At 35.4% G+C, this 16,513-nt stretch carries 20 protein-coding genes and 1 pseudogene; 12 read left to right on the plus strand and 9 right to left on the minus strand.

The window, feature by feature from the left end; genetic code table 11:
• Together IPK14_21485 and IPK14_21490 are read left to right on the plus strand one after the other, a co-directional pair.
• The coding region (locus IPK14_21485; GenBank protein ID MBK7995848.1) for a tetratricopeptide repeat protein at nucleotides 1-870 on the plus strand (870 nt) is incomplete at its 5' end.
• A pseudogene (locus tag IPK14_21490) lies at nucleotides 846-1,238 on the plus strand (tetratricopeptide repeat protein). The gene IPK14_21485 and the pseudogene IPK14_21490, both read left to right, overlap by 25 nt.
• Nucleotides 1,239-1,255: 17 nt before the next feature.
• Here the strand turns inward: IPK14_21490 and msrA are convergent.
• The gene (gene msrA / locus IPK14_21495; protein ID MBK7995849.1) at nucleotides 1,256-1,804 is read right to left on the minus strand and encodes a peptide-methionine (S)-S-oxide reductase MsrA; all 549 of its coding nucleotides are present in this window, start codon (nucleotides 1,802-1,804) and stop codon (nucleotides 1,256-1,258) included.
• 322 nt (nucleotides 1,805-2,126) lie between these two features.
• Here msrA and IPK14_21500 point away from each other — a divergent pair, with 322 nt between their 5' ends.
• Nucleotides 2,127-2,321 (plus strand): hypothetical protein, encoded by a 195-nt coding sequence (locus tag IPK14_21500; protein MBK7995850.1) that lies wholly within the window; start codon nucleotides 2,127-2,129, stop codon nucleotides 2,319-2,321.
• Here IPK14_21500 and IPK14_21505 read toward each other — a convergent pair.
• Complete coding sequence (locus IPK14_21505; GenBank protein ID MBK7995851.1) at nucleotides 2,299-2,625, minus strand: hypothetical protein; 327 nt, start codon at nucleotides 2,623-2,625, stop codon at nucleotides 2,299-2,301. The two genes, IPK14_21500 and IPK14_21505, sit on opposite strands and share 23 nt — an antisense overlap.
• On the opposite strand from IPK14_21505, the gene IPK14_21510 reads away from it, so the two are divergent.
• From IPK14_21510 to IPK14_21540, 7 genes are all read left to right on the plus strand, one after another.
• Nucleotides 2,603-2,839, plus strand: coding sequence for a helix-turn-helix domain-containing protein (locus tag IPK14_21510; protein ID MBK7995852.1), 237 nt, complete (start codon nucleotides 2,603-2,605; stop codon nucleotides 2,837-2,839). The genes IPK14_21505 and IPK14_21510 overlap by 23 nt on opposite strands.
• Before the next feature lie 142 nt (nucleotides 2,840-2,981).
• The gene (locus tag IPK14_21515) at nucleotides 2,982-3,626 is read left to right on the plus strand and encodes a redox-sensing transcriptional repressor Rex (GenBank protein MBK7995853.1); all 645 of its coding nucleotides are present in this window, start codon (nucleotides 2,982-2,984) and stop codon (nucleotides 3,624-3,626) included.
• 108 nt (nucleotides 3,627-3,734) lie between these two features.
• Complete coding sequence (locus IPK14_21520) at nucleotides 3,735-3,887, plus strand: hypothetical protein (protein ID MBK7995854.1); 153 nt, start codon at nucleotides 3,735-3,737, stop codon at nucleotides 3,885-3,887.
• Nucleotides 3,888-3,895: 8 nt separating this feature from the next.
• Entirely contained in the window at nucleotides 3,896-4,531 is a 636-nt protein-coding gene (locus tag IPK14_21525) for a class II aldolase/adducin family protein (GenBank protein MBK7995855.1), read from the plus strand.
• 32 nt (nucleotides 4,532-4,563) lie between these two features.
• On the plus strand, nucleotides 4,564-4,857 hold the full coding sequence (gene eutM, locus IPK14_21530) for an ethanolamine utilization microcompartment protein EutM (protein ID MBK7995856.1): 294 nt from the start codon (nucleotides 4,564-4,566) through the stop codon (nucleotides 4,855-4,857).
• A gap of 5 nt (nucleotides 4,858-4,862) precedes the next feature.
• Nucleotides 4,863-5,129, plus strand: coding sequence for a EutN/CcmL family microcompartment protein (locus tag IPK14_21535; protein ID MBK7995857.1), 267 nt, complete (start codon nucleotides 4,863-4,865; stop codon nucleotides 5,127-5,129).
• Nucleotides 5,130-5,190: 61 nt separating this feature from the next.
• Nucleotides 5,191-5,574 (plus strand): hypothetical protein, encoded by a 384-nt coding sequence (locus tag IPK14_21540; protein ID MBK7995858.1) that lies wholly within the window; start codon nucleotides 5,191-5,193, stop codon nucleotides 5,572-5,574.
• A 52-nt stretch (nucleotides 5,575-5,626) separates the two neighbouring features.
• Here the strand turns inward: IPK14_21540 and IPK14_21545 are convergent, their stop codons facing one another.
• The 7 genes from IPK14_21545 to IPK14_21575 all read right to left on the minus strand — a co-directional run bounded on the left by IPK14_21545 (nucleotide 5,627) and on the right by IPK14_21575 (nucleotide 13,463).
• Complete coding sequence (locus IPK14_21545; GenBank protein ID MBK7995859.1) at nucleotides 5,627-6,742, minus strand: hypothetical protein; 1,116 nt, start codon at nucleotides 6,740-6,742, stop codon at nucleotides 5,627-5,629.
• A gap of 65 nt (nucleotides 6,743-6,807) precedes the next feature.
• Nucleotides 6,808-7,212 (minus strand): VWA domain-containing protein, encoded by a 405-nt coding sequence (locus IPK14_21550; protein ID MBK7995860.1) that lies wholly within the window; start codon nucleotides 7,210-7,212, stop codon nucleotides 6,808-6,810.
• Nucleotides 7,213-7,235: 23 nt separating this feature from the next.
• A complete protein-coding gene (locus tag IPK14_21555; GenBank protein ID MBK7995861.1) occupies nucleotides 7,236-7,832 on the minus strand; it encodes a VWA domain-containing protein in 597 nt (198 codons plus the stop codon).
• Between the two features lie 8 nt (nucleotides 7,833-7,840).
• The gene (locus tag IPK14_21560) at nucleotides 7,841-8,857 is read right to left on the minus strand and encodes a VWA domain-containing protein (protein ID MBK7995862.1); all 1,017 of its coding nucleotides are present in this window, start codon (nucleotides 8,855-8,857) and stop codon (nucleotides 7,841-7,843) included.
• A gap of 171 nt (nucleotides 8,858-9,028) precedes the next feature.
• On the minus strand, nucleotides 9,029-11,929 hold the full coding sequence (locus tag IPK14_21565) for an insulinase family protein (GenBank protein ID MBK7995863.1): 2,901 nt from the start codon (nucleotides 11,927-11,929) through the stop codon (nucleotides 9,029-9,031).
• 50 nt (nucleotides 11,930-11,979) lie between these two features.
• Nucleotides 11,980-13,128, minus strand: coding sequence for an energy transducer TonB (locus IPK14_21570; protein ID MBK7995864.1), 1,149 nt, complete (start codon nucleotides 13,126-13,128; stop codon nucleotides 11,980-11,982).
• A 191-nt stretch (nucleotides 13,129-13,319) separates the two neighbouring features.
• Nucleotides 13,320-13,463 (minus strand): hypothetical protein, encoded by a 144-nt coding sequence (locus IPK14_21575; protein MBK7995865.1) that lies wholly within the window; start codon nucleotides 13,461-13,463, stop codon nucleotides 13,320-13,322.
• Nucleotides 13,464-13,975: 512 nt separating this feature from the next.
• Between IPK14_21575 and IPK14_21580 the strand changes: the two genes are divergently transcribed.
• Nucleotides 13,976-15,490: an FAD-binding oxidoreductase gene (locus tag IPK14_21580; GenBank protein ID MBK7995866.1), complete on the plus strand. Its 1,515-nt coding sequence runs from the start codon at nucleotides 13,976-13,978 to the stop codon at nucleotides 15,488-15,490.
• A gap of 60 nt (nucleotides 15,491-15,550) precedes the next feature.
• A complete protein-coding gene (locus IPK14_21585; protein ID MBK7995867.1) occupies nucleotides 15,551-16,384 on the plus strand; it encodes an RNA methyltransferase in 834 nt (277 codons plus the stop codon).
• The last annotated feature ends 129 nt before the right edge of the window (nucleotides 16,385-16,513 follow it).

Consider the following 16,513-nt stretch of genomic DNA (forward strand, 5'->3'; position numbering starts at 1 on the left):
GTAGTATTTCTTTATAAAGAGCGTCAAAGCAATTTACAGATAATAGGGCAAGAGCTAGATGTTTCAGTTCTTATAACAGGTCGTGTAATGATGCATGGGGAAGTATTAAATGTCAGAATAGAAATGGTTAATGTTGCTGATAATTCACAAATATACGGAGAACAGTACCGGCGTAAGCTTACAGATATTTTTTTAATACAAGAGGAAATTGCTACAGAAATTGCTGAAAAGTTAAAAGTTAAGTTAAGTGGTTCAGAAAAGAAAAAGCTAGCAAAACGCCAAACTAAAAATAGTGAAGCCTATCAACTTTATCTTAAGGGTCGATTTTACTGGAATAAGCGTAGTCAAGAAGCTATAAAAAAAGCAATTAGTTTTAATCAAGCATTAGATGAGGATCCGCTTTGTGCTAATGCTTATGCAGGGTTAGCTGACTGTTATGCTTTGTTAGGCAATTATGGTGCTGTTCCAGCAGACCAATATTTCCCTAAAGCAAAACAAGCTGCTCTAAAAGCATTAGAAATAGATGAACAATCAGCAGAAGCATATACTTCATTAGGAATGATCAAATATCGTTATGATTGGGATTGGGAAGGAGCAGAAAAAGACTTTCTTAGAGCAATAGAGCTTAATCCTTCATATGCTACGGCTCATCAATGGTATGGTTGGTATTTGACTATGTTAGGGCATTTTGATCAAGCAATGGATGAAATGAAAATAGCTCTTAAGCTGGATAGTTTTTCTATACCAATTAATCAAGGTATAGGAATGGTGCTTTTATGTTCTGGTAAAGGAGATGAAGCACTTAAACAATTTCAAGAAACATTAGCAATGGATGAAAATTTCCACCGCTTTATTTTAGTTTTGGGCTAGTTTATCAACATCAAAGGAGGTTTGATAAGGCAATAGAATCATTTCAGACAGCAATTAAAAAAGCTGGTAATAATCCTGGGTTTATTGCAGCACTTGGAAATGTTTTAGCTATGTCTGGCGATAGAGTTGGAGCAGAACGCATAATTGACGAGCTAAAAGAAATGTCAAAAACTACTTATGTCTCGGCTGCTGCTATGGGTCTTGTTTATATTGGGCTTGAAGAGCCTGAACAAGCTTTAGATTGGTTAGAAAAAGCCTATCCTGAGCGATCAGACTGGTTACTTTGGGTAAAGTCTGATCGACGTTATGAAGCATTAGAAGGACACCCTCGTTTTACTGAGTTACAAAAAAAAACTAGGCTTAATTAGCTAAAAACCCATAAAAACTATTTCTTTAATTTATCCTTAAATTGTTTGCGAAACTTCATAACTTTTGGTGCAACTACGCCTAAACAATAGGGTTGATAGGTGTTGTACTTAAAATATTCCTGGTGATAATCCTCAGCCGGATAAAAGCTTGTACTAGGTGATACTTCTGTAACAATTGGATCGTCCCAAATTTTTTCTTCTGTTAGTTCTTTAATTACTTGTTGAGCAATTTGTTTTTGTGTTTCATTGTGATAGAAAATTACTGAACGATATTGAGTGCCTGCGTCCATTCCCTGGCGATTTAACGTAGTTGGGTCATGAACAGTAAAGAAAATCTGAAGAACTTCCTTAAATGAAACTACCTTTGGATCAAAAGTTACCTGGACAACTTCGGCATGTCCAGTTGTTCCGCTACAAACTTGCTTATAAGTAGGGTTAAGTGTTGCACCACCTTCATAGCCTGAAATAGCACTTTTTACCCCCATTAATTCTTGAAAAACAGCTTCAACACACCAAAAACAACCGCCGCCCAATGTTGCTACTTCCATTTCGTTTTGTTGACTCATAGATTTATGACCTTGTTGATTAAGTATTAATTAAATTTTGTTTGATTTATTTAACACTAGCATTTTTCTTAACTCATATGGGAGTCTTTTAACCTGATTGTTCGCTGTGATTAAGAGCAAATAATCTTGAATTGATCGCTTTTTGTTATTTGGTTAGACCTCAAAACAAATTTTTTCAAACGCAGAAAAGCTTTTTTTACTTCTAGTTATAAAACAAAATTTTTTAAGTTTTGCTAGCAATTTTATAATTAAAATCCACGCTTGGACAAATACTTGGACAAAAGCTATCATAAAGTTTAATAAAGATTGGGAGTAGAAAAAAATGGAAGAAAATAAATTTGACACAGATTTAGAAGATAGCGATTTAACAGGGCTAGTTTCTAAAAAAGAAGCTGCCAAAATTCTAGACGTTTCAGAAAAACCGCTCCAACGACTCTCTAGCAAAGACAAAATCATTACAGTTTATAAGAAAAATATCATGGTGGTTATACAGCCTACTTTCCACTTACTGAGTTAGAAAGAATTAAGGCCGCAAGGGAAAATAATGAAGAACTTCCTGTAGTAAAATCATCTGCTTTTCCACCATTAGAAGAACCTCCCCCACAACCACCAACTATAATTTTAGAACAACCTATAGTTGCAGCATCAGCAATAGAGTTAGTAGAAGAGCCTTTTCGCCCTTTACCTATTACATTGGAAGCTAAGGAAATTCTTAAAGAAGAAGCTAAAAGTAGTACAAACACCAAAGAAAGCATTAAAACATCAATATCTGCTGTAGAAGCTGCCGCAAAATTAATTTTGACGGTAGAAGAAGTTTCCATCTTAACTCATATACCTGAAAAAGAACTACGTGAGGACTTAAAAAAAGGTAAACTGCGAGGTCTATTTAAAGGACATGGCTGGAAAGTTAAACGCACTGATTTAGAAGAGTATGTACGCTCTATTTATGTTCCTAGACGAACCGATACTATAGAAGAGAGTGGAACAAATGAAATTGACTTGGGTGATATTGGAGAAATCGAATGGGAAGGATAATTAGTTGATAAATAACTATTTATCTAACTTTCAACAGCAAATAGTTTTCCTTGGCTATTTATTTCAACCAACAATGTATTAAAATCTTGCTTTCTTAAATAATAAGTTCTGTAAATGCTATTAAATCACTAAAATTGTTTTTATGAAAACAGAAAAAATTTCTGAACTAACAATAGATCGTTTGTCGGTTTATCTTAGGTGTTTAGACCTCCTTGCTAGTAATGGTATTAAGCAAATTTCCTCGCAAGAACTTGCTAATCAATTTAATCTTAATTCAGCACAAATCCGTAAAGATTTAGCACAATTTGGTGAGTTTGGCGTTCGTGGTGTAGGTTATGACATAGAAAATTTACGCAAATATTTAAGGTCTATTTTGGGACTAGATCATCCACATCAAATAGGAATTATCGGTGCGGGTAATTTAGGAATGGCACTAGCTGAATATGAAGGGTTTATTGGAACTAATTATAGTGTAGTTGCACTTTTTGATAATGATCCACAAAAAATTAATAGCACAACCAAACGTGGAATTAAGATTTTAGATATAGAAACCCTAGAATTAGTAATAAAAGAGTCTGGTATTGACATCATCGTTTTAGCAGTCCCAGCATCAGTAGCTCAAAAAGTCTTAGATCAAGTAGTTACACTAGGGATAAAAGCAGTATTAAATTTTGCTCCAATGCAATTTTCGGTTCCTGAAGATGTTAAGCTTAAAACTTTAGATTTAACAGTTTCTTTTGATAGCCTATCTCATTCTTTAGTAGCCTCGGCTGTAGTAGAAAAATAATACAGAAGTAAGAAAATAAATATTTGTAAATAAATCTATTATCTACCGTATAGATGGCTTTGTGATAAGGCTAGGCCCAGGCTATAATAACGCTTCTTAAAAACATTTATGAAATCCGAACAAGAGCATAAAGAACATATAGTAGAAATAGGCCGCCGTCTTTATGAACGTGGGTTGATTGTTGCCGGAGATGGCAATGTTAGTGTCCGTGTGCCTGATGGTATACTTACTACCCTCGTTCGGTTTGCAAAGGCTTTTTAACTCCAGATATGATTGTTAAAATGTCGCCTGATGGACAAACAAAAATAGCTGGAACTCATAATGCTTCAACAGAACTTTCTATGCACTTGCTGATTTACCAAATCCGCCCAGATGTTAATGCTGTTGTACATGCCCATCCGCCTTGTGGTACAGGTTATGCTGCTGCTGGTTATGCTTTGGATAAGGCTTTGATTTCAGAAGTAATACTTACTTTAGGTTGTATTCCTTTAGCAGGTTATGGTACTCCATCAACTGATGAATTAACCGATGCAATGCGTCCATTTGTAAAAAACCACGATGCTTTGCTTATGGCTAATCATGGCGCGGTAGCTTATGGAAGTACGCTAGAATCTGCTTTTGGTCGAATGGAAACTTTAGAACATTTTGCTAAAATTAGCTTGGTTGCTAAAATTTTAGGCCGAGAAAATGAAATAGGCAAAGAAGAAGTTAATAAATTAATTGAACTACGTGAGCAAGCCGGTTATATGTCTAAGGATATGCGTTGTCAAGCTTGTGGTTTTTTGTCAGACAACAATAAGCACGATGAAAAATCATCTTGTGATGAGACAATTACCTTAACACGTAGCGAATTAGTAGAACTAATTAAACGTGCTACAGAGTCAGCTTTAGAGAGATTAAGTTAAGAAAAATTATTAATAAATAAGGAGTAATACCAATATTTATGGAAGCACTAGGAATGATTGAAACAAAAGGATTAGTAGCAATGGTTGAAGCGGCTGATGCTATGGTAAAAGCTGCTAATGTCACCTTAGTTGGTTATGAAAAAATCGGTGCAGGACTCGTTACCGCCATTGTACGCGGTGATGTTGCGGCAGTAAAAGCTGCTACTGATTCAGGTGCTGCTGCTGCCCGTCGTGTAGGTGAATTAATTAGCGTGCATGTAATTCCACGTCCACACCAAAGCGTTAATGAAGCTTTACCTGTAAGTCATGAATCCCGACGTAAATAAAGATTATGATATTAGCTAGAATTTGGGGAACGGTGGTTGCTACTAAAAAGGATCCTCGTTTAGAAGGTAAAAAACTGTTGATTGTCCGTCCTATTGATGTACAGGGACGAGATGAGTCGGGCTTTTTGGTAGCAATTGACACGGTAGGGGCTGGATTTCGTGAGCATGTTTTAATAGTCCAAGGAAGCTCTGCCCGTCTAGCTCATGGCTTAAAAGATTGTCCTGTTGATGCGGCAATCGTTGGTATTATTGATACTGTAAAAGTAGATTAAGTAAGTTAACTGAATTTGTTATTTTATTAACAAGTTCGGTTTATGTGTTTTTATTAATAGCATGAAAGTTTTTTTGTTAGAAGATAGTTTTCAAAGAGTCGAAAAATTTCGCCTTTTATTTCAAAACCACTCTCTCACCCACTCGGCTGACTCTCAAGAAGCCAACCAAATACTTGCACAAGAAAAGTTTGATTTAATTTGCTTAGATCATGACCTAACCGAGCATGACAATGATTGGATTGCTTCAGGGACAGGTTTTGAGGTGGCCCATTTTTTAGGTACTAATAAAACGCCTAATGATGAAGCCTTAATAATTATTCATACAATGAACCCTGCTGGTGGGCAACAAATGGTAAAAGCCTTAAGCCAACGTCGTATTGTTCGTACTTCCATTATTGAAATTTTTAACTTAGATTTTATTCGTTCATTAGGGCTAGAGCTTTAATACAGCGTAAATATTAGGTTATTTACGCTGTATTTAGTTTCAAAAAACCTAATTATTGCTCAAGCTTAGGTGTAGAGCTTTTTGAAGGTTTAGAATTTAGGGTTTTAATTAATTCGTTTAGCAAAGGTTCTGGTATATCAATATTTAGGCGAACATCTTTTAATCCACCAGTTATTATAACTTTGTCTAACACTTTAGCAAAACTTGCTTGTTTAGGATCTTGTTGTAACGCACTACGACCTAAGAATAATAAACCATTTAAGGCATCAGAAATTTGTTTAGCTTCTGTTTCAGTGCGAATTAATAAAGTAGTATCCATTTGCACACCAGAAACAAAATCTAAAGATCCATACCCACCACGAATAGCTTGAACTAGTTTGTCTACATTACCAAATGGGCTTGAATCCTCTGCTTTTGAACTGCTAGATAAATCATCATTGGTTAATGGTTGTGACTTTTTATTTGGGGTTGATGGATTAGTAACTTTTTCTGATATAGCACCTGCAAAACGAAGTATAGCAGAAGTATTAGTGCTATTAATATGATTACTTAATTCTTGGTTAGCAGAAACGCTTTTACCTTTGCCATTTTGTAAATCAACAGCATCTTTGATTTTTTCTATAGTACCAATTGCTACTGACTGAGGGCTAAGAAAAGCAGCAGCTACTCTATCACTTGGTTTTGCATTCTTCTTAGTTTTATCTGTAACTAAATAAATAGTTTTACCTTGATATTGTTCAGCATCTACTCCAACTTTATCTAAATTGGCAGCTATACTAGATAAAATTTTCTCTCGATCTATTCCACCAGTCATTACAAGACAAAACTTAGGGTCTTTGCCTGATGGTTCCATATCAAAACCAACAGCAATTTGCTGTATTTGGCGAAGGTTTAGACCATAATTAACAGCTTCTCTTTCAAATTTTTCAAACTCTGCCCTAGAATTTTGGTCACTTAAAATAGAATCCATTAACTTTGTACTAAGAAATCTATTTAAGTCAAAAAGTACAACAAAATCTGAATTTGGCACTTGTGCTAAAACTTCTGGGGCAGTAAGTGTAGCATTAGCACTAGTTGCAACATTTAACCCGCCGGTGAAGTTTAGTCCACTATAAGCGGTGGTAATAGTCAAAGCTATTATTAGAGCAGATAAAAAAAACTTTCTCATAAATTATCCCTTCAGAAAAATTTTTGGCGGGTTAACCCGTCAAGGTTAAACAAAATCAATTCCAACTAACTAGTCTTTTTAGCATAATAACCACGACGACAAAGAACTTTTAATTCTTTACTATCTTTTCGAGTAACTTTTACAGCAATATTACGAAAGCTTCCATCTTGGGCTTCATTCGTTGGAGAATAAGAAAGAATATATTGTTGTCTTAAATCATCTTCAATTTGGCGGAACGCTTGATCATACTCATTTTCATTTCTAGGAAGAAAAAAGCGGCCTCCTGTTTCTTCACACATTTTTTGGAGTGTGCCTTTGTCTACATCTTCATTAAAAACGCTGCCTCCATATTGTCCACGTCCTGCAATACCAATAGCATAAATTAAAACTTCTGATCGCCAAGAGCGTTCAATAGCCTTTTTCATTGAATATGTTGAAGTTGTGTCACGGCCATCTGTTAATAAAATAATTACTCGTCTACCAGCTTCTTTACCTAAAGCTCATCTGCTGTAACAAATACAGCATCATAAAGTGAAGTTCCTACAAAATCAGACCCACCTATTGGAGGTGTACCATAACCAGAAGTGCTAGCATTAAACCTAACATTATTTAATGCACGGCGAATTTGATTTACATTAGAAGTAAGGCTTTGCAACATTTCTACATCTTTACGAAAAGTGACTACAGAAGCTAAATCCCGTTCCACACGAATAACTTTTTCTAAAAACTTTAGTGCTGCGTCTTTTTGCGCTCCAATGGTAAATTCTTGGCTTCCGCTAATATCTAAAAGTAAAGCAAAAGTAAGTGGTAGATCTGTTTCTTTTGTAAAAGAAAATACTTCTTGGGCCTTGCCATCCTCCATAATTACTAAGTCTTCTGCTTTTAGATCCGTAATATATCGATTCTTTTTATCTGTAACACTAAAAGGGACGGTGACTAGATCTGTAGTAACTTTTAAGACTCCATCCTCGTCTTCTGATTGGCTCGCAGGGGGCTTATTTTTATCTTGAGGTGTTTGAGCCGTTAATTGTAGTGGAATAAAAACCAACAAAGTTAAAATTATTGTCCACCATACACAAAGCTTTTTCATAAATACCCCTATTTGCCGGCTGGAATTTGACCAGCAGCCGTATTAGTTCCGCGTTTAATCACATTGTAACCTTTACGAGTACGTAATTTTAAGTCTTTACGCCCAACTAACTTTACTTCTATTTTTCTGTAACCTGGGCGATCTGGTTCATCTGGTTCATAAGCAACTAAGTAATAGCGTCTTGCTTTGGTGTTAACATTAGAAAATGCTCTTTCTAAATCTAAATAATTACCAGGAAAAGCAATTTCTCCTCCTGTTTCTTCACATAAGCGACGTAGTTCTTTGTCGTCCTCACCTTCAACATTGCCGCCTTCAATACCAAAAAAGCCTGCGCCCTTGGTACTGATGCCAAATACTACTACTTCGTTGCGTTGTGCAATTTGAATGGCTTCGTCTAAGGTGCGTTCACTAGCTGTATCTGAACCGTCAGAAATCACAATAAGAACTTTACGAGGTGTAGGGACATTAAACATTTTTTGTTCACAAACTTGATAAACTGCGTCAAAAAGTGCTGTATTACCGCTAGCTTTTACTGGCCCCATTGCTTTAGTAAGTAAACTTAAGTCATCAGTAAAGTCCTGACGCATTGCAATTGTAGAGTCAAAAGTTACTAACAGTGCTTTATCCTTACGGCGTTTCAATACTGTTTGCAAAAAGCTTAGAGTAGCTTCTTTCTCAAATTTAATTTTTCCTTTTACGCTTCCGCTAGTATCCATCAAAATACCAATATAAAGCGGCAGTTCCGTTGCAGCTTGGAAGTCAATGATTTTTTGGGATTTTTTATCTTCATAAACTTCAAAGTTTTCTTTTGTTAAATTAGAAATAAACCGACCATCTTTATCAGTAACAATAATTGGCAAAGTGATGTTAGTAATCTTACCGGCATCAAGAGTTCCACTTTGTTCTTGAACTTCTTCTGGCTTTTGATTTTTATCCTGAGCAAAACTTGTACTAGCTAAAATACTTAATAGTATTGGTATAAGTAAAATCGCGGTTAATAAAGAAAAAACTTTTTTGGTTTTCATAAATTCTAAACCTTTTGTTTTAAGTAATTTTGATATTTTGAAATTATAGCCAAGCCCTAAAGGACTTGTCTATTATCAAATGCCGCTATGCAACCATTGTAGGTTTATTTTCACTTCTTTTAAGCCCCATTGGGGCTTTTGATATTAGCCTTGCCCTTTAGGGCAAGGCTTTTAAGGTTGGGCTTTGGTACGAATCACACCCAAGGCGCGTTTTTCCACTAAAAAGTAATTTTGTACAACCTTTTTAACATCATCTTTGGTTATAGCTAAAATTTTTTCTGTCACATTATCAACATCTGCAAAAGGCATTCCATAAAAAGCATATCGAGCATAAGTAATTGCTCTTTGGCTATGATCTCTAAGTCTTTGAGCTAGCACTGCAGCAGCAGAATTACGCGCAGCCATTACTTCTTGATCTGTGACTGGGTTGGAAACTAGTTTCTTAAACTCAGTCTCTATTAATGTTCGTGCCTTTTGTTCTTGGTCAGCAGGTGAGTTAAGCGTAACCAAAAAGCCACTACGTTGCTGACGCATTTTAGTTTCAGTGTTGATTTCAAAACTAAGTTGTTGTTGTTGAAGTGCTGTTAAAATTCGTCCAGCTGGGCCGTCTATTATTTGGCGAAGCACTTCTAAAACATAATTATCATTGCTTTTCCCTTCTGGCCCGCTAAATTGAAGCACTTGTGTAGTTTGTCGTCTATCTTTAATTTCTGCCTTTTCTCCTGGTGCATTTTGTACCGCTACAACAGGCACAGCTAAAGCCTTATCTAAACTTTCATCTGAACGAGAAAAACCATCTGCAACCAAACGACCAACTAAAGAAGAGCCTTCTGTATCTCCAACAATTACAACTAAGGGCAATTGTCGTTTTACCGTTTTTTTATACCATTCAATTACATCATCTTCCTTTAATCTTGAGACAGATGTTTCTAGCCCTATTTGAGAAAAAGCGTAAGGATGTCCACTATAAAGCAAACTATTAGTTAAATTTGCTGCTAGTTGTAGACTATCATCTTTACTTGCTTGAATTGCTGCTAAAAGACTAGCTTTTTCACGTGCAAAATCCTCTTTGTCAAATAAAGCATTTTCAATTGTATTAATTAAAAGCCTCATAGCAGGTTCAGCATTACGTGAAATTACTTCGACGTTATAGCCAAAAAAGTCTGGTTCATTGATGATTGTTACTTCTGCCCCTAATTGCTCTAAGATTAATGCTAGCTCGCCTCCAGTTTGGCGTTGTGTACCTCGTAAAATAGTACGCAACATTAGTTCGGTAATCCCAACATCATCTTTTTCAATTAGTCGCCCACCTTGAAAGTAAAAACCTATAGCAATTAGCGGTCTTGCTGGATCTTCTCGGACAATCGAACGAGGCCCTCGCAATGTGGTAAAATCTCGTGCTGGTTGCGGCTGTAACTCTAGAATAAATCCACCCTCTGTTGTTTGCTCAAACCTATCTTTTCCCTGTTTAGCTAAAGGTTTTTCCGTTGCATAGCTAATTTCATCTTTTGAAATAGATTCTTTATGGGTATTTGGTACTAATACTTTAATATAGGAATCAAACCGATCTGGGGTATAAAAAGGATCTGCTCCAACAATACGTGATGGAGCATTATTTGGCTCATACTCATGTACTACAGAAGTGCTAAAGTTAAAATACTGTGCAGCTAACTCTTGAACTTGTTCGCCAGTAACAGCCCTAATTCTTTTTACATAGCTATCAAAATCCTTATAGTTTCCTCGCAATTCTCCAAGGGCAATTTGTGTAGAAAGCCGAGTTAAATCTAAAGTGCTATCATAGTAATCTTTCTCTAGTAAAGCTTTAGCTCGTTGTAATTCAGCAGCGGATAAAATTATCCGACGCAAGTTTTCGATTTGTTCAAAAAGAGCATTTTCTGCTTTTACAAGTTTGCTAGGAACAACTTGCATTTGGAAAGTAAAGAGTGCGCCTTTGTTAGTTGTAAGATACTCAGCCGCAACTTTAGAAGCAAAAGAAGCATCAAGCAAAGATTGTGGAAGTAAAGCACCTCGGCCTTTTGTTAAAATGGCTTGTAGAACTTCAAAAACGGCTGTTTCTTTTACACCAGACACCCTATAGCCAACAGATACAACGGTTTGGTTAATATCAGCCCGTTCAGCAATGTAGCGAACTGGCGCACCTTCAGCCGATTTTGTCGTAGTCTTACTAATATTTGTTCCGCTCTTTACAGCACCTAAAAATTGTTGTGCCGCTAGACGAGCATTATCTGCTGTAATATCTCCTGTAATAACTACAATTAAGTTATTTCCCGTATAGTAGTTATTATAAAAGTTTTGAGCTTGTTCTTTAGTAATTAATTTAGTTTCGTCTAGTAGTCCAGTGCTAGCATTATTGTCAAAAGCAGCCTTTGCAATACGTTGTTGGCTATAGTTAAAAGGGTCATCTAATTTATAGCTATTAGTTTGTAAAACAAATTTTGCTGCACGGCTAAAATCTTCATCTGTAAAGTTTTGTTTTTGCAGGTTACGAAATAGCATTTCAAGTAGCTTAGTAAAATTAGCTGATTGTCCAAGTAAAGAATAATTAGTTGCTTGAAAGTTAGTATTACTGCTTAATACTCCTCCTAAATTGCGAAGCTGTTTTAATGGGTCGTCTTCATTAGGAGCAGAATCAGTTAAAAGCCTTTCTACTACACGAGTTACACCTGCTTGATCTTCAGTTTCTACACTTGTGCCACCTTTTACTAAAACAGTTGCAGCCGCTAAAGGTACAGAATGATCTTCACGTACAATAACAGTTACACCATTCTTAAAAACATAGCGAGAAGTTACACCAATATGTTCTTGAGCAACAATTGCTGCTCCTGCTGGAACTAGAACTCTTCCTGGGACAGTTGGTTTGTTTGTTGCTGGTGGTGGATTTTTGCTATTAGTTGGATTTGTTGTTTTTGGTTCGGTGGTTTTAGTGGGGTTAGGTTGACTTGGTTGATTAGGCTGATTTGGACGTTTTCGCCCACTTTGAGCATAAAAATTTGGTACTAGAAAAACCATTATAAATAGCAATGAGATTATTACTTTTTTGTTAGTTATCATTTTCCCCCCTCTTACAAAACACAAAACAGTAAGAATTAAACAACAAAATTCTATTCAAGTTTAGTTGTTTGGCCGCCATCACCCTTTTCTTCTTTAGACTCAACTTTGTCATCATTAGTTGGATTTGGTGGATTTGGTGTTTGATCAGAATTTTCTACAGGATTATTTTTCTGGAAATTTCGGTGCATCATTTCATCGGCTTCTTGTCTAGCCATAGTCATATCAGCAATTAGCTCATTACCTTGGTTAGATATTTTTAGATGTGAAAACAAAATTGCTGCTTCTGGATTCTTAAAACTAAGCAGCAAGCGTAGCCCTGCAACTTGTTGGCTAAAAAGATTTGCTAAATCTGAAGCAATACTTGTGTTAGCAGCTTGTCCACGAATAATAAAAGATGCTTTTTCATCTCCTAGCTCTAAAGTAGCTGTGTTAGCTGTAAGTGCTGTTAATGGTAGCAATGCATGAGACTCGCTAATTGCATTAGCAATATTAATTGCAGCCGTATCAAGTTGCTCTGAACCAGAAGATTTTATAATTCTAACCTCATAAAGTGAGCCATCTTTTCCCACTTCATAACCAATTGTGACAGAGAAAAAAGCTTTTTGGATGTCTAAATTGCCACTTTTATAAATATTATAAACCTTGCCCATAATTTCACGAATAGGACGAGCATTTATCTGTCCAAATTTAGGCGGGCCGGTTGGGGTAGGCGTACTTTCTTCAACAACTTCCACTTCATTTTTTGCTAAGTCAGTGTTTTGTGTTTCCTCCTCAGCATTATCTTTTGCAGTTTCTTCTAATTCTTGCTCTTTAGCTTCTTTCTTTTTCTTACGCTCTTCTGCTTTTCGTTTAGCTTCTTCCTTCTTTTTTTCTTCTTCTTTAGCTAATTCTTCAGCAATTTTATCTAATGGAACAGCTTTTTTGGGAACCACTAGCATATTTGGCGGATATTTTAAGGGTTTAGCCAATTTTGTTAATTCAATCCATTTAATCTCATTGTAAGCATCATCAATCATGGAAATATTAGTAAATGGAGAAAAAACAGCTTGATAAAATGTCCAGCCAAAATAAGATAAATGGAAGAAGACAGACAGGAAAATCCCTAGCTTTACTTTATGGCGATGAAAAAAACCAGATCGATCTTCTTTGTTGATCATCGCTCCAGGAGTAGAATAAATAAAACCATGTAGTACACTCACTAAAGTATCTCCTGAAAAATGCGTTAAACTAAAACCTAAGCAGCTATTTTGGATGTTCTATTATGGTAATTAGTTTGTGTTGTATGGTGCAAGCATATCCGACTTTTTTAATCTATTAATTATAAATACTTAACAACAAAAAATAGTACCAAAATTAAAATTCTGATTAGCCTTAGTAGTCACTTTCAACGTTATTTTTTTGTTGTTGTTCTGACTCTATCATTACTAAAACCAATTATTGCCACACCAAAATCTGCTCTCAAAGCCATTTTATGAGCTATATAGCATTCTACCATCACGCTAATATTAAATAAAAATTTAGTAATAATACTCATAAAATTTCTTTAACCTTAGTAAAGTTTGTTTTTCATTATTTAACCGCTGTTTCATATTTTGGTTCTTTAGATTTAGTATAAGTAGTACTGCTAAATACAGCAATTAACAAAACTGTAAATATAAATAAAACTGGGGACATAAATATTACTAAATTGCTATTAATTTTATTTTTGTTTTTAAGAATGAATTAATCAAAAAAGCTTGCAAGAATCCCAGGAATTCTAAGATGCGAAAGAAAAATTCCTACTTACAACAAATTTTTTCTTGACAATAAAAATTTGGAAGCCTAAAGTCTTAAGTCAAATTATTTAATTTAGTGTTTTTGGAAATCAGCTACCCAAAAAATCTGCACTATAATTTAGCTGACCCACATGATTTTATGTAAAACTGCTTTATTTGCTGCAAATAGCTTATTAGCTAAATTCTTATTGCTTAAATATCTACAACAAAAACTACATTTTTATTACTTAACTAACTATCTTATTTCTAAATAAAAATAACTAATCAAACTATGAAAAATAAAAAAAAGCCTACTAGTAGACGTAAATTTATAAAACTGCTTGCTTTAGGAAGTACAAGCTTAGGTTTAACAAGTTGTTCTGAAATACCAGAAAAAAAGGAAGTAGTAACAAACTCTTTAGCTACACCAATTGCTAAAACTCCTCTACCAGAAAAGAAACCGACTGTTGACTCAACTAGCCCAGTTAATTTTGTTAATAGTGAAAATGTCACTTTTTATCAAAAAGGTCAGGCAGAATATGAAAGACTTCGTCAAGGTCATAATAAACGCATAAATAAATTCCCTAGAGTAATTGCACTTTGTCAAAATGAAAAGGGTGTGCAAGAGGCGTTAACTTTTGCAGCAGCAGCAAATTTAGCAGTTGCAATAAAAAGCAGCGGCCATAGTTTAGAAGGGCTGTCTTGTAATGATGATGGAATGGTAATTAACCTTTCAAAACTTAACTCTATTGAATGGCTAGAAAACAGCGAAGTAAAACTTGGGCCAGCTTGTAACCTATCACAGCTTTATGCTGAACTTTTGCCTAAAGGACGACTTTTACCAGGTGGTTCTTGTGGTGGGGTGGCTGTTGGCGGCCTGACTTTAGGCGGTGGTTATGGAATGTTTTCAAGAAAATATGGCCTAACCTGCGATAGTTTAACTGAAGTAACAATGGTTGATGGGACAGGAAAAATAATAAATTCTAAAGATGACCCAGAGCTACTTTGGGCTTGCAAAGGCGGTGGAGCAGGAAATTTTGGCGTAATAACTCAAATGAAATTTAAGACTCATCTGTCACCAGCAATGCTAACTAGCCATCGATTTAGAAAATTTAATACTGATGCTCAAACGGCTGCCGACATACTGGAAAAGTGGTTTTTACTAACAACAAATTTACCAGAATCTTGTTTTTCTGTTTTTATCCTAAATAGAAAAACTGTTTTTATTTTGCTAACTAATTTTGCTCAAGAAACTGAACAGGTAAAAAGCTTAATTAATGAACTTTCAGCACTTACAGAAAAAACTTCTTTAGGAAAACCTCAAAAGCTTGATAGTGCAGTAAAAACTTTTTATGGGATACAAGAGCCTATTTTTTCAAAAAATTCTTCTGTAGGGCTTTATAAAAGTTTTGCTGATATTAAAAGTTTTATTGTCCCTACATTAGAGAAAATTTCTGCTACACCTGGAATGCTAATATCCATAGGCACTTTAGGAGGACAGATTGATAATGCTGAGTTTGCTAAAAATTCTGCTTTTGCTCATCGCTCACTCTATTATTTATCAGAACTACAAACTTATTACTCAGACCTTAAACAACAAGAAAAATTGCTTAAATCTTATAATGAGATACGCGATATTTTTCAAAATAATGGGATAAATACCCAATATATTAATTATCCTGACCTAGGATTTAAGGATTGGGAAAAAGCCTATTATGGCGATAACTATAAACGTCTTCAAGAAGTTAAAAGAAGATACGACCCAACAAATTTAATCCGACATGAGCAAAGTGTTCGGATAAGCTAATTAAAACTAAAACCTTTAACCCTCTTAATTATTCTAACCATTTGGTTTATGTGAAAGGATATGAAAAATGAAATTATTGAAAGTGATTTTGATTTCCGTCCGCTAGAAACTGCACCTGTCTTAGCAAAAGCTAAAAAACTTCAAAATAACCGTATTTATCGAGATAAAAAAGCTTTATTTTTTGCCGAAGGTGTTCGTAACTTTGTCCAAGCTGTCGATCAGGGTTTTTCTATAGACACTTTAATCTACAGCGAAAAACTTTTAATCTCTCCAATGGCAAGAAAACTTGTGCGACACTTAAAACGTGCTGGTGTTTCCTTTACTCGCCTTTCCCCAGAACAATTTAGAAGCATCTCACAAACTGAACGTGCATCAGGTGTAGCAGCGATTTTTCGCCAACATACACAAAAACTTAGTGAAATAAAGCCTGGCGGACATACTTGTTGGATTGTGTTAAGTGAAATTCGCTCACCAGGCAATTTAGGAACGCTTATTAGAACTTCTGCGGCTATTGGGGCTTCAGGCTTTATTTTGCTTGGTAACTCTATAGATCCATTTGATCCAAATGTTGTTAGAGCGTCAATGGGAGCTATATTTAAGCAAAATATCGCTAGAGCTTCACCTGATGAACTACGCACTTGGATAGATTTACATAAATTACAAGCCATAGGTGCTGCTCCAACTGGGTCATTGAACTACAACCAAGTTGCCTACATCCATCCTACAATCTTAATGTTAGGAAATGAGCGTTCAGGTTTAACCAAAGATCAAGAATCAATGTGTCAAAAAATTGTTCGCATCCCAATGGCAACCGGTATGGATTCGTTAAACGTTGCCATAGCTGGTAGTCTACTACTTTATGAAGTGTTTAGATCCCTTGAGCTACCTTGTTAAAATTAGAAAAGAAAAACTAAGGGTATTGTCTATATCCAAAACCCTAAGTATTATCACACTTAAGCGAGCTAGCCGCTAAGAATATCTTCTCTGATTCCAATAGTTGAGTTATTCTAAACGGCTTATCAA

This window comes from Blastocatellia bacterium (assembly GCA_016713405.1).
Lineage (GTDB): Bacteria > Acidobacteriota > Blastocatellia > Chloracidobacteriales > JADJPF01 > JADJPF01.

What these genes read in the sequence shown, in the direction of transcription:
- IPK14_21580 (MBK7995866.1), top strand. Translation starts at nt 13,976, where the DNA reads ATGAAAAATAAAAAAAAGCCTACTAGTAGACGTAAATTTATAAAACTG.
- IPK14_21535 (MBK7995857.1), top strand. Translation starts at nt 4,863, where the DNA reads ATGATATTAGCTAGAATTTGGGGAACGGTGGTTGCTACTAAAAAGGAT.
- IPK14_21585 (MBK7995867.1), top strand. Translation starts at nt 15,551, where the DNA reads ATGAAAAATGAAATTATTGAAAGTGATTTTGATTTCCGTCCGCTAGAA.
- IPK14_21515 (MBK7995853.1), top strand. Translation starts at nt 2,982, where the DNA reads ATGAAAACAGAAAAAATTTCTGAACTAACAATAGATCGTTTGTCGGTT.
- IPK14_21525 (MBK7995855.1), top strand. Translation starts at nt 3,896, where the DNA reads ATGATTGTTAAAATGTCGCCTGATGGACAAACAAAAATAGCTGGAACT.
- IPK14_21545 (MBK7995859.1), bottom strand. Translation starts at nt 6,742, where the DNA reads ATGAGAAAGTTTTTTTTATCTGCTCTAATAATAGCTTTGACTATTACC.
- IPK14_21505 (MBK7995851.1), bottom strand. Translation starts at nt 2,625, where the DNA reads ATGGAAACTTCTTCTACCGTCAAAATTAATTTTGCGGCAGCTTCTACA.
- IPK14_21575 (MBK7995865.1), bottom strand. Translation starts at nt 13,463, where the DNA reads ATGAGTATTATTACTAAATTTTTATTTAATATTAGCGTGATGGTAGAA.
- IPK14_21565 (MBK7995863.1), bottom strand. Translation starts at nt 11,929, where the DNA reads ATGATAACTAACAAAAAAGTAATAATCTCATTGCTATTTATAATGGTT.
- msrA (MBK7995849.1), bottom strand. Translation starts at nt 1,804, where the DNA reads ATGAGTCAACAAAACGAAATGGAAGTAGCAACATTGGGCGGCGGTTGT.
- IPK14_21560 (MBK7995862.1), bottom strand. Translation starts at nt 8,857, where the DNA reads ATGAAAACCAAAAAAGTTTTTTCTTTATTAACCGCGATTTTACTTATA.
- IPK14_21520 (MBK7995854.1), top strand. Translation starts at nt 3,735, where the DNA reads ATGAAATCCGAACAAGAGCATAAAGAACATATAGTAGAAATAGGCCGC.
- IPK14_21555 (MBK7995861.1), bottom strand. Translation starts at nt 7,832, where the DNA reads ATGAAAAAGCTTTGTGTATGGTGGACAATAATTTTAACTTTGTTGGTT.
- IPK14_21540 (MBK7995858.1), top strand. Translation starts at nt 5,191, where the DNA reads ATGAAAGTTTTTTTGTTAGAAGATAGTTTTCAAAGAGTCGAAAAATTT.
- IPK14_21500 (MBK7995850.1), top strand. Translation starts at nt 2,127, where the DNA reads ATGGAAGAAAATAAATTTGACACAGATTTAGAAGATAGCGATTTAACA.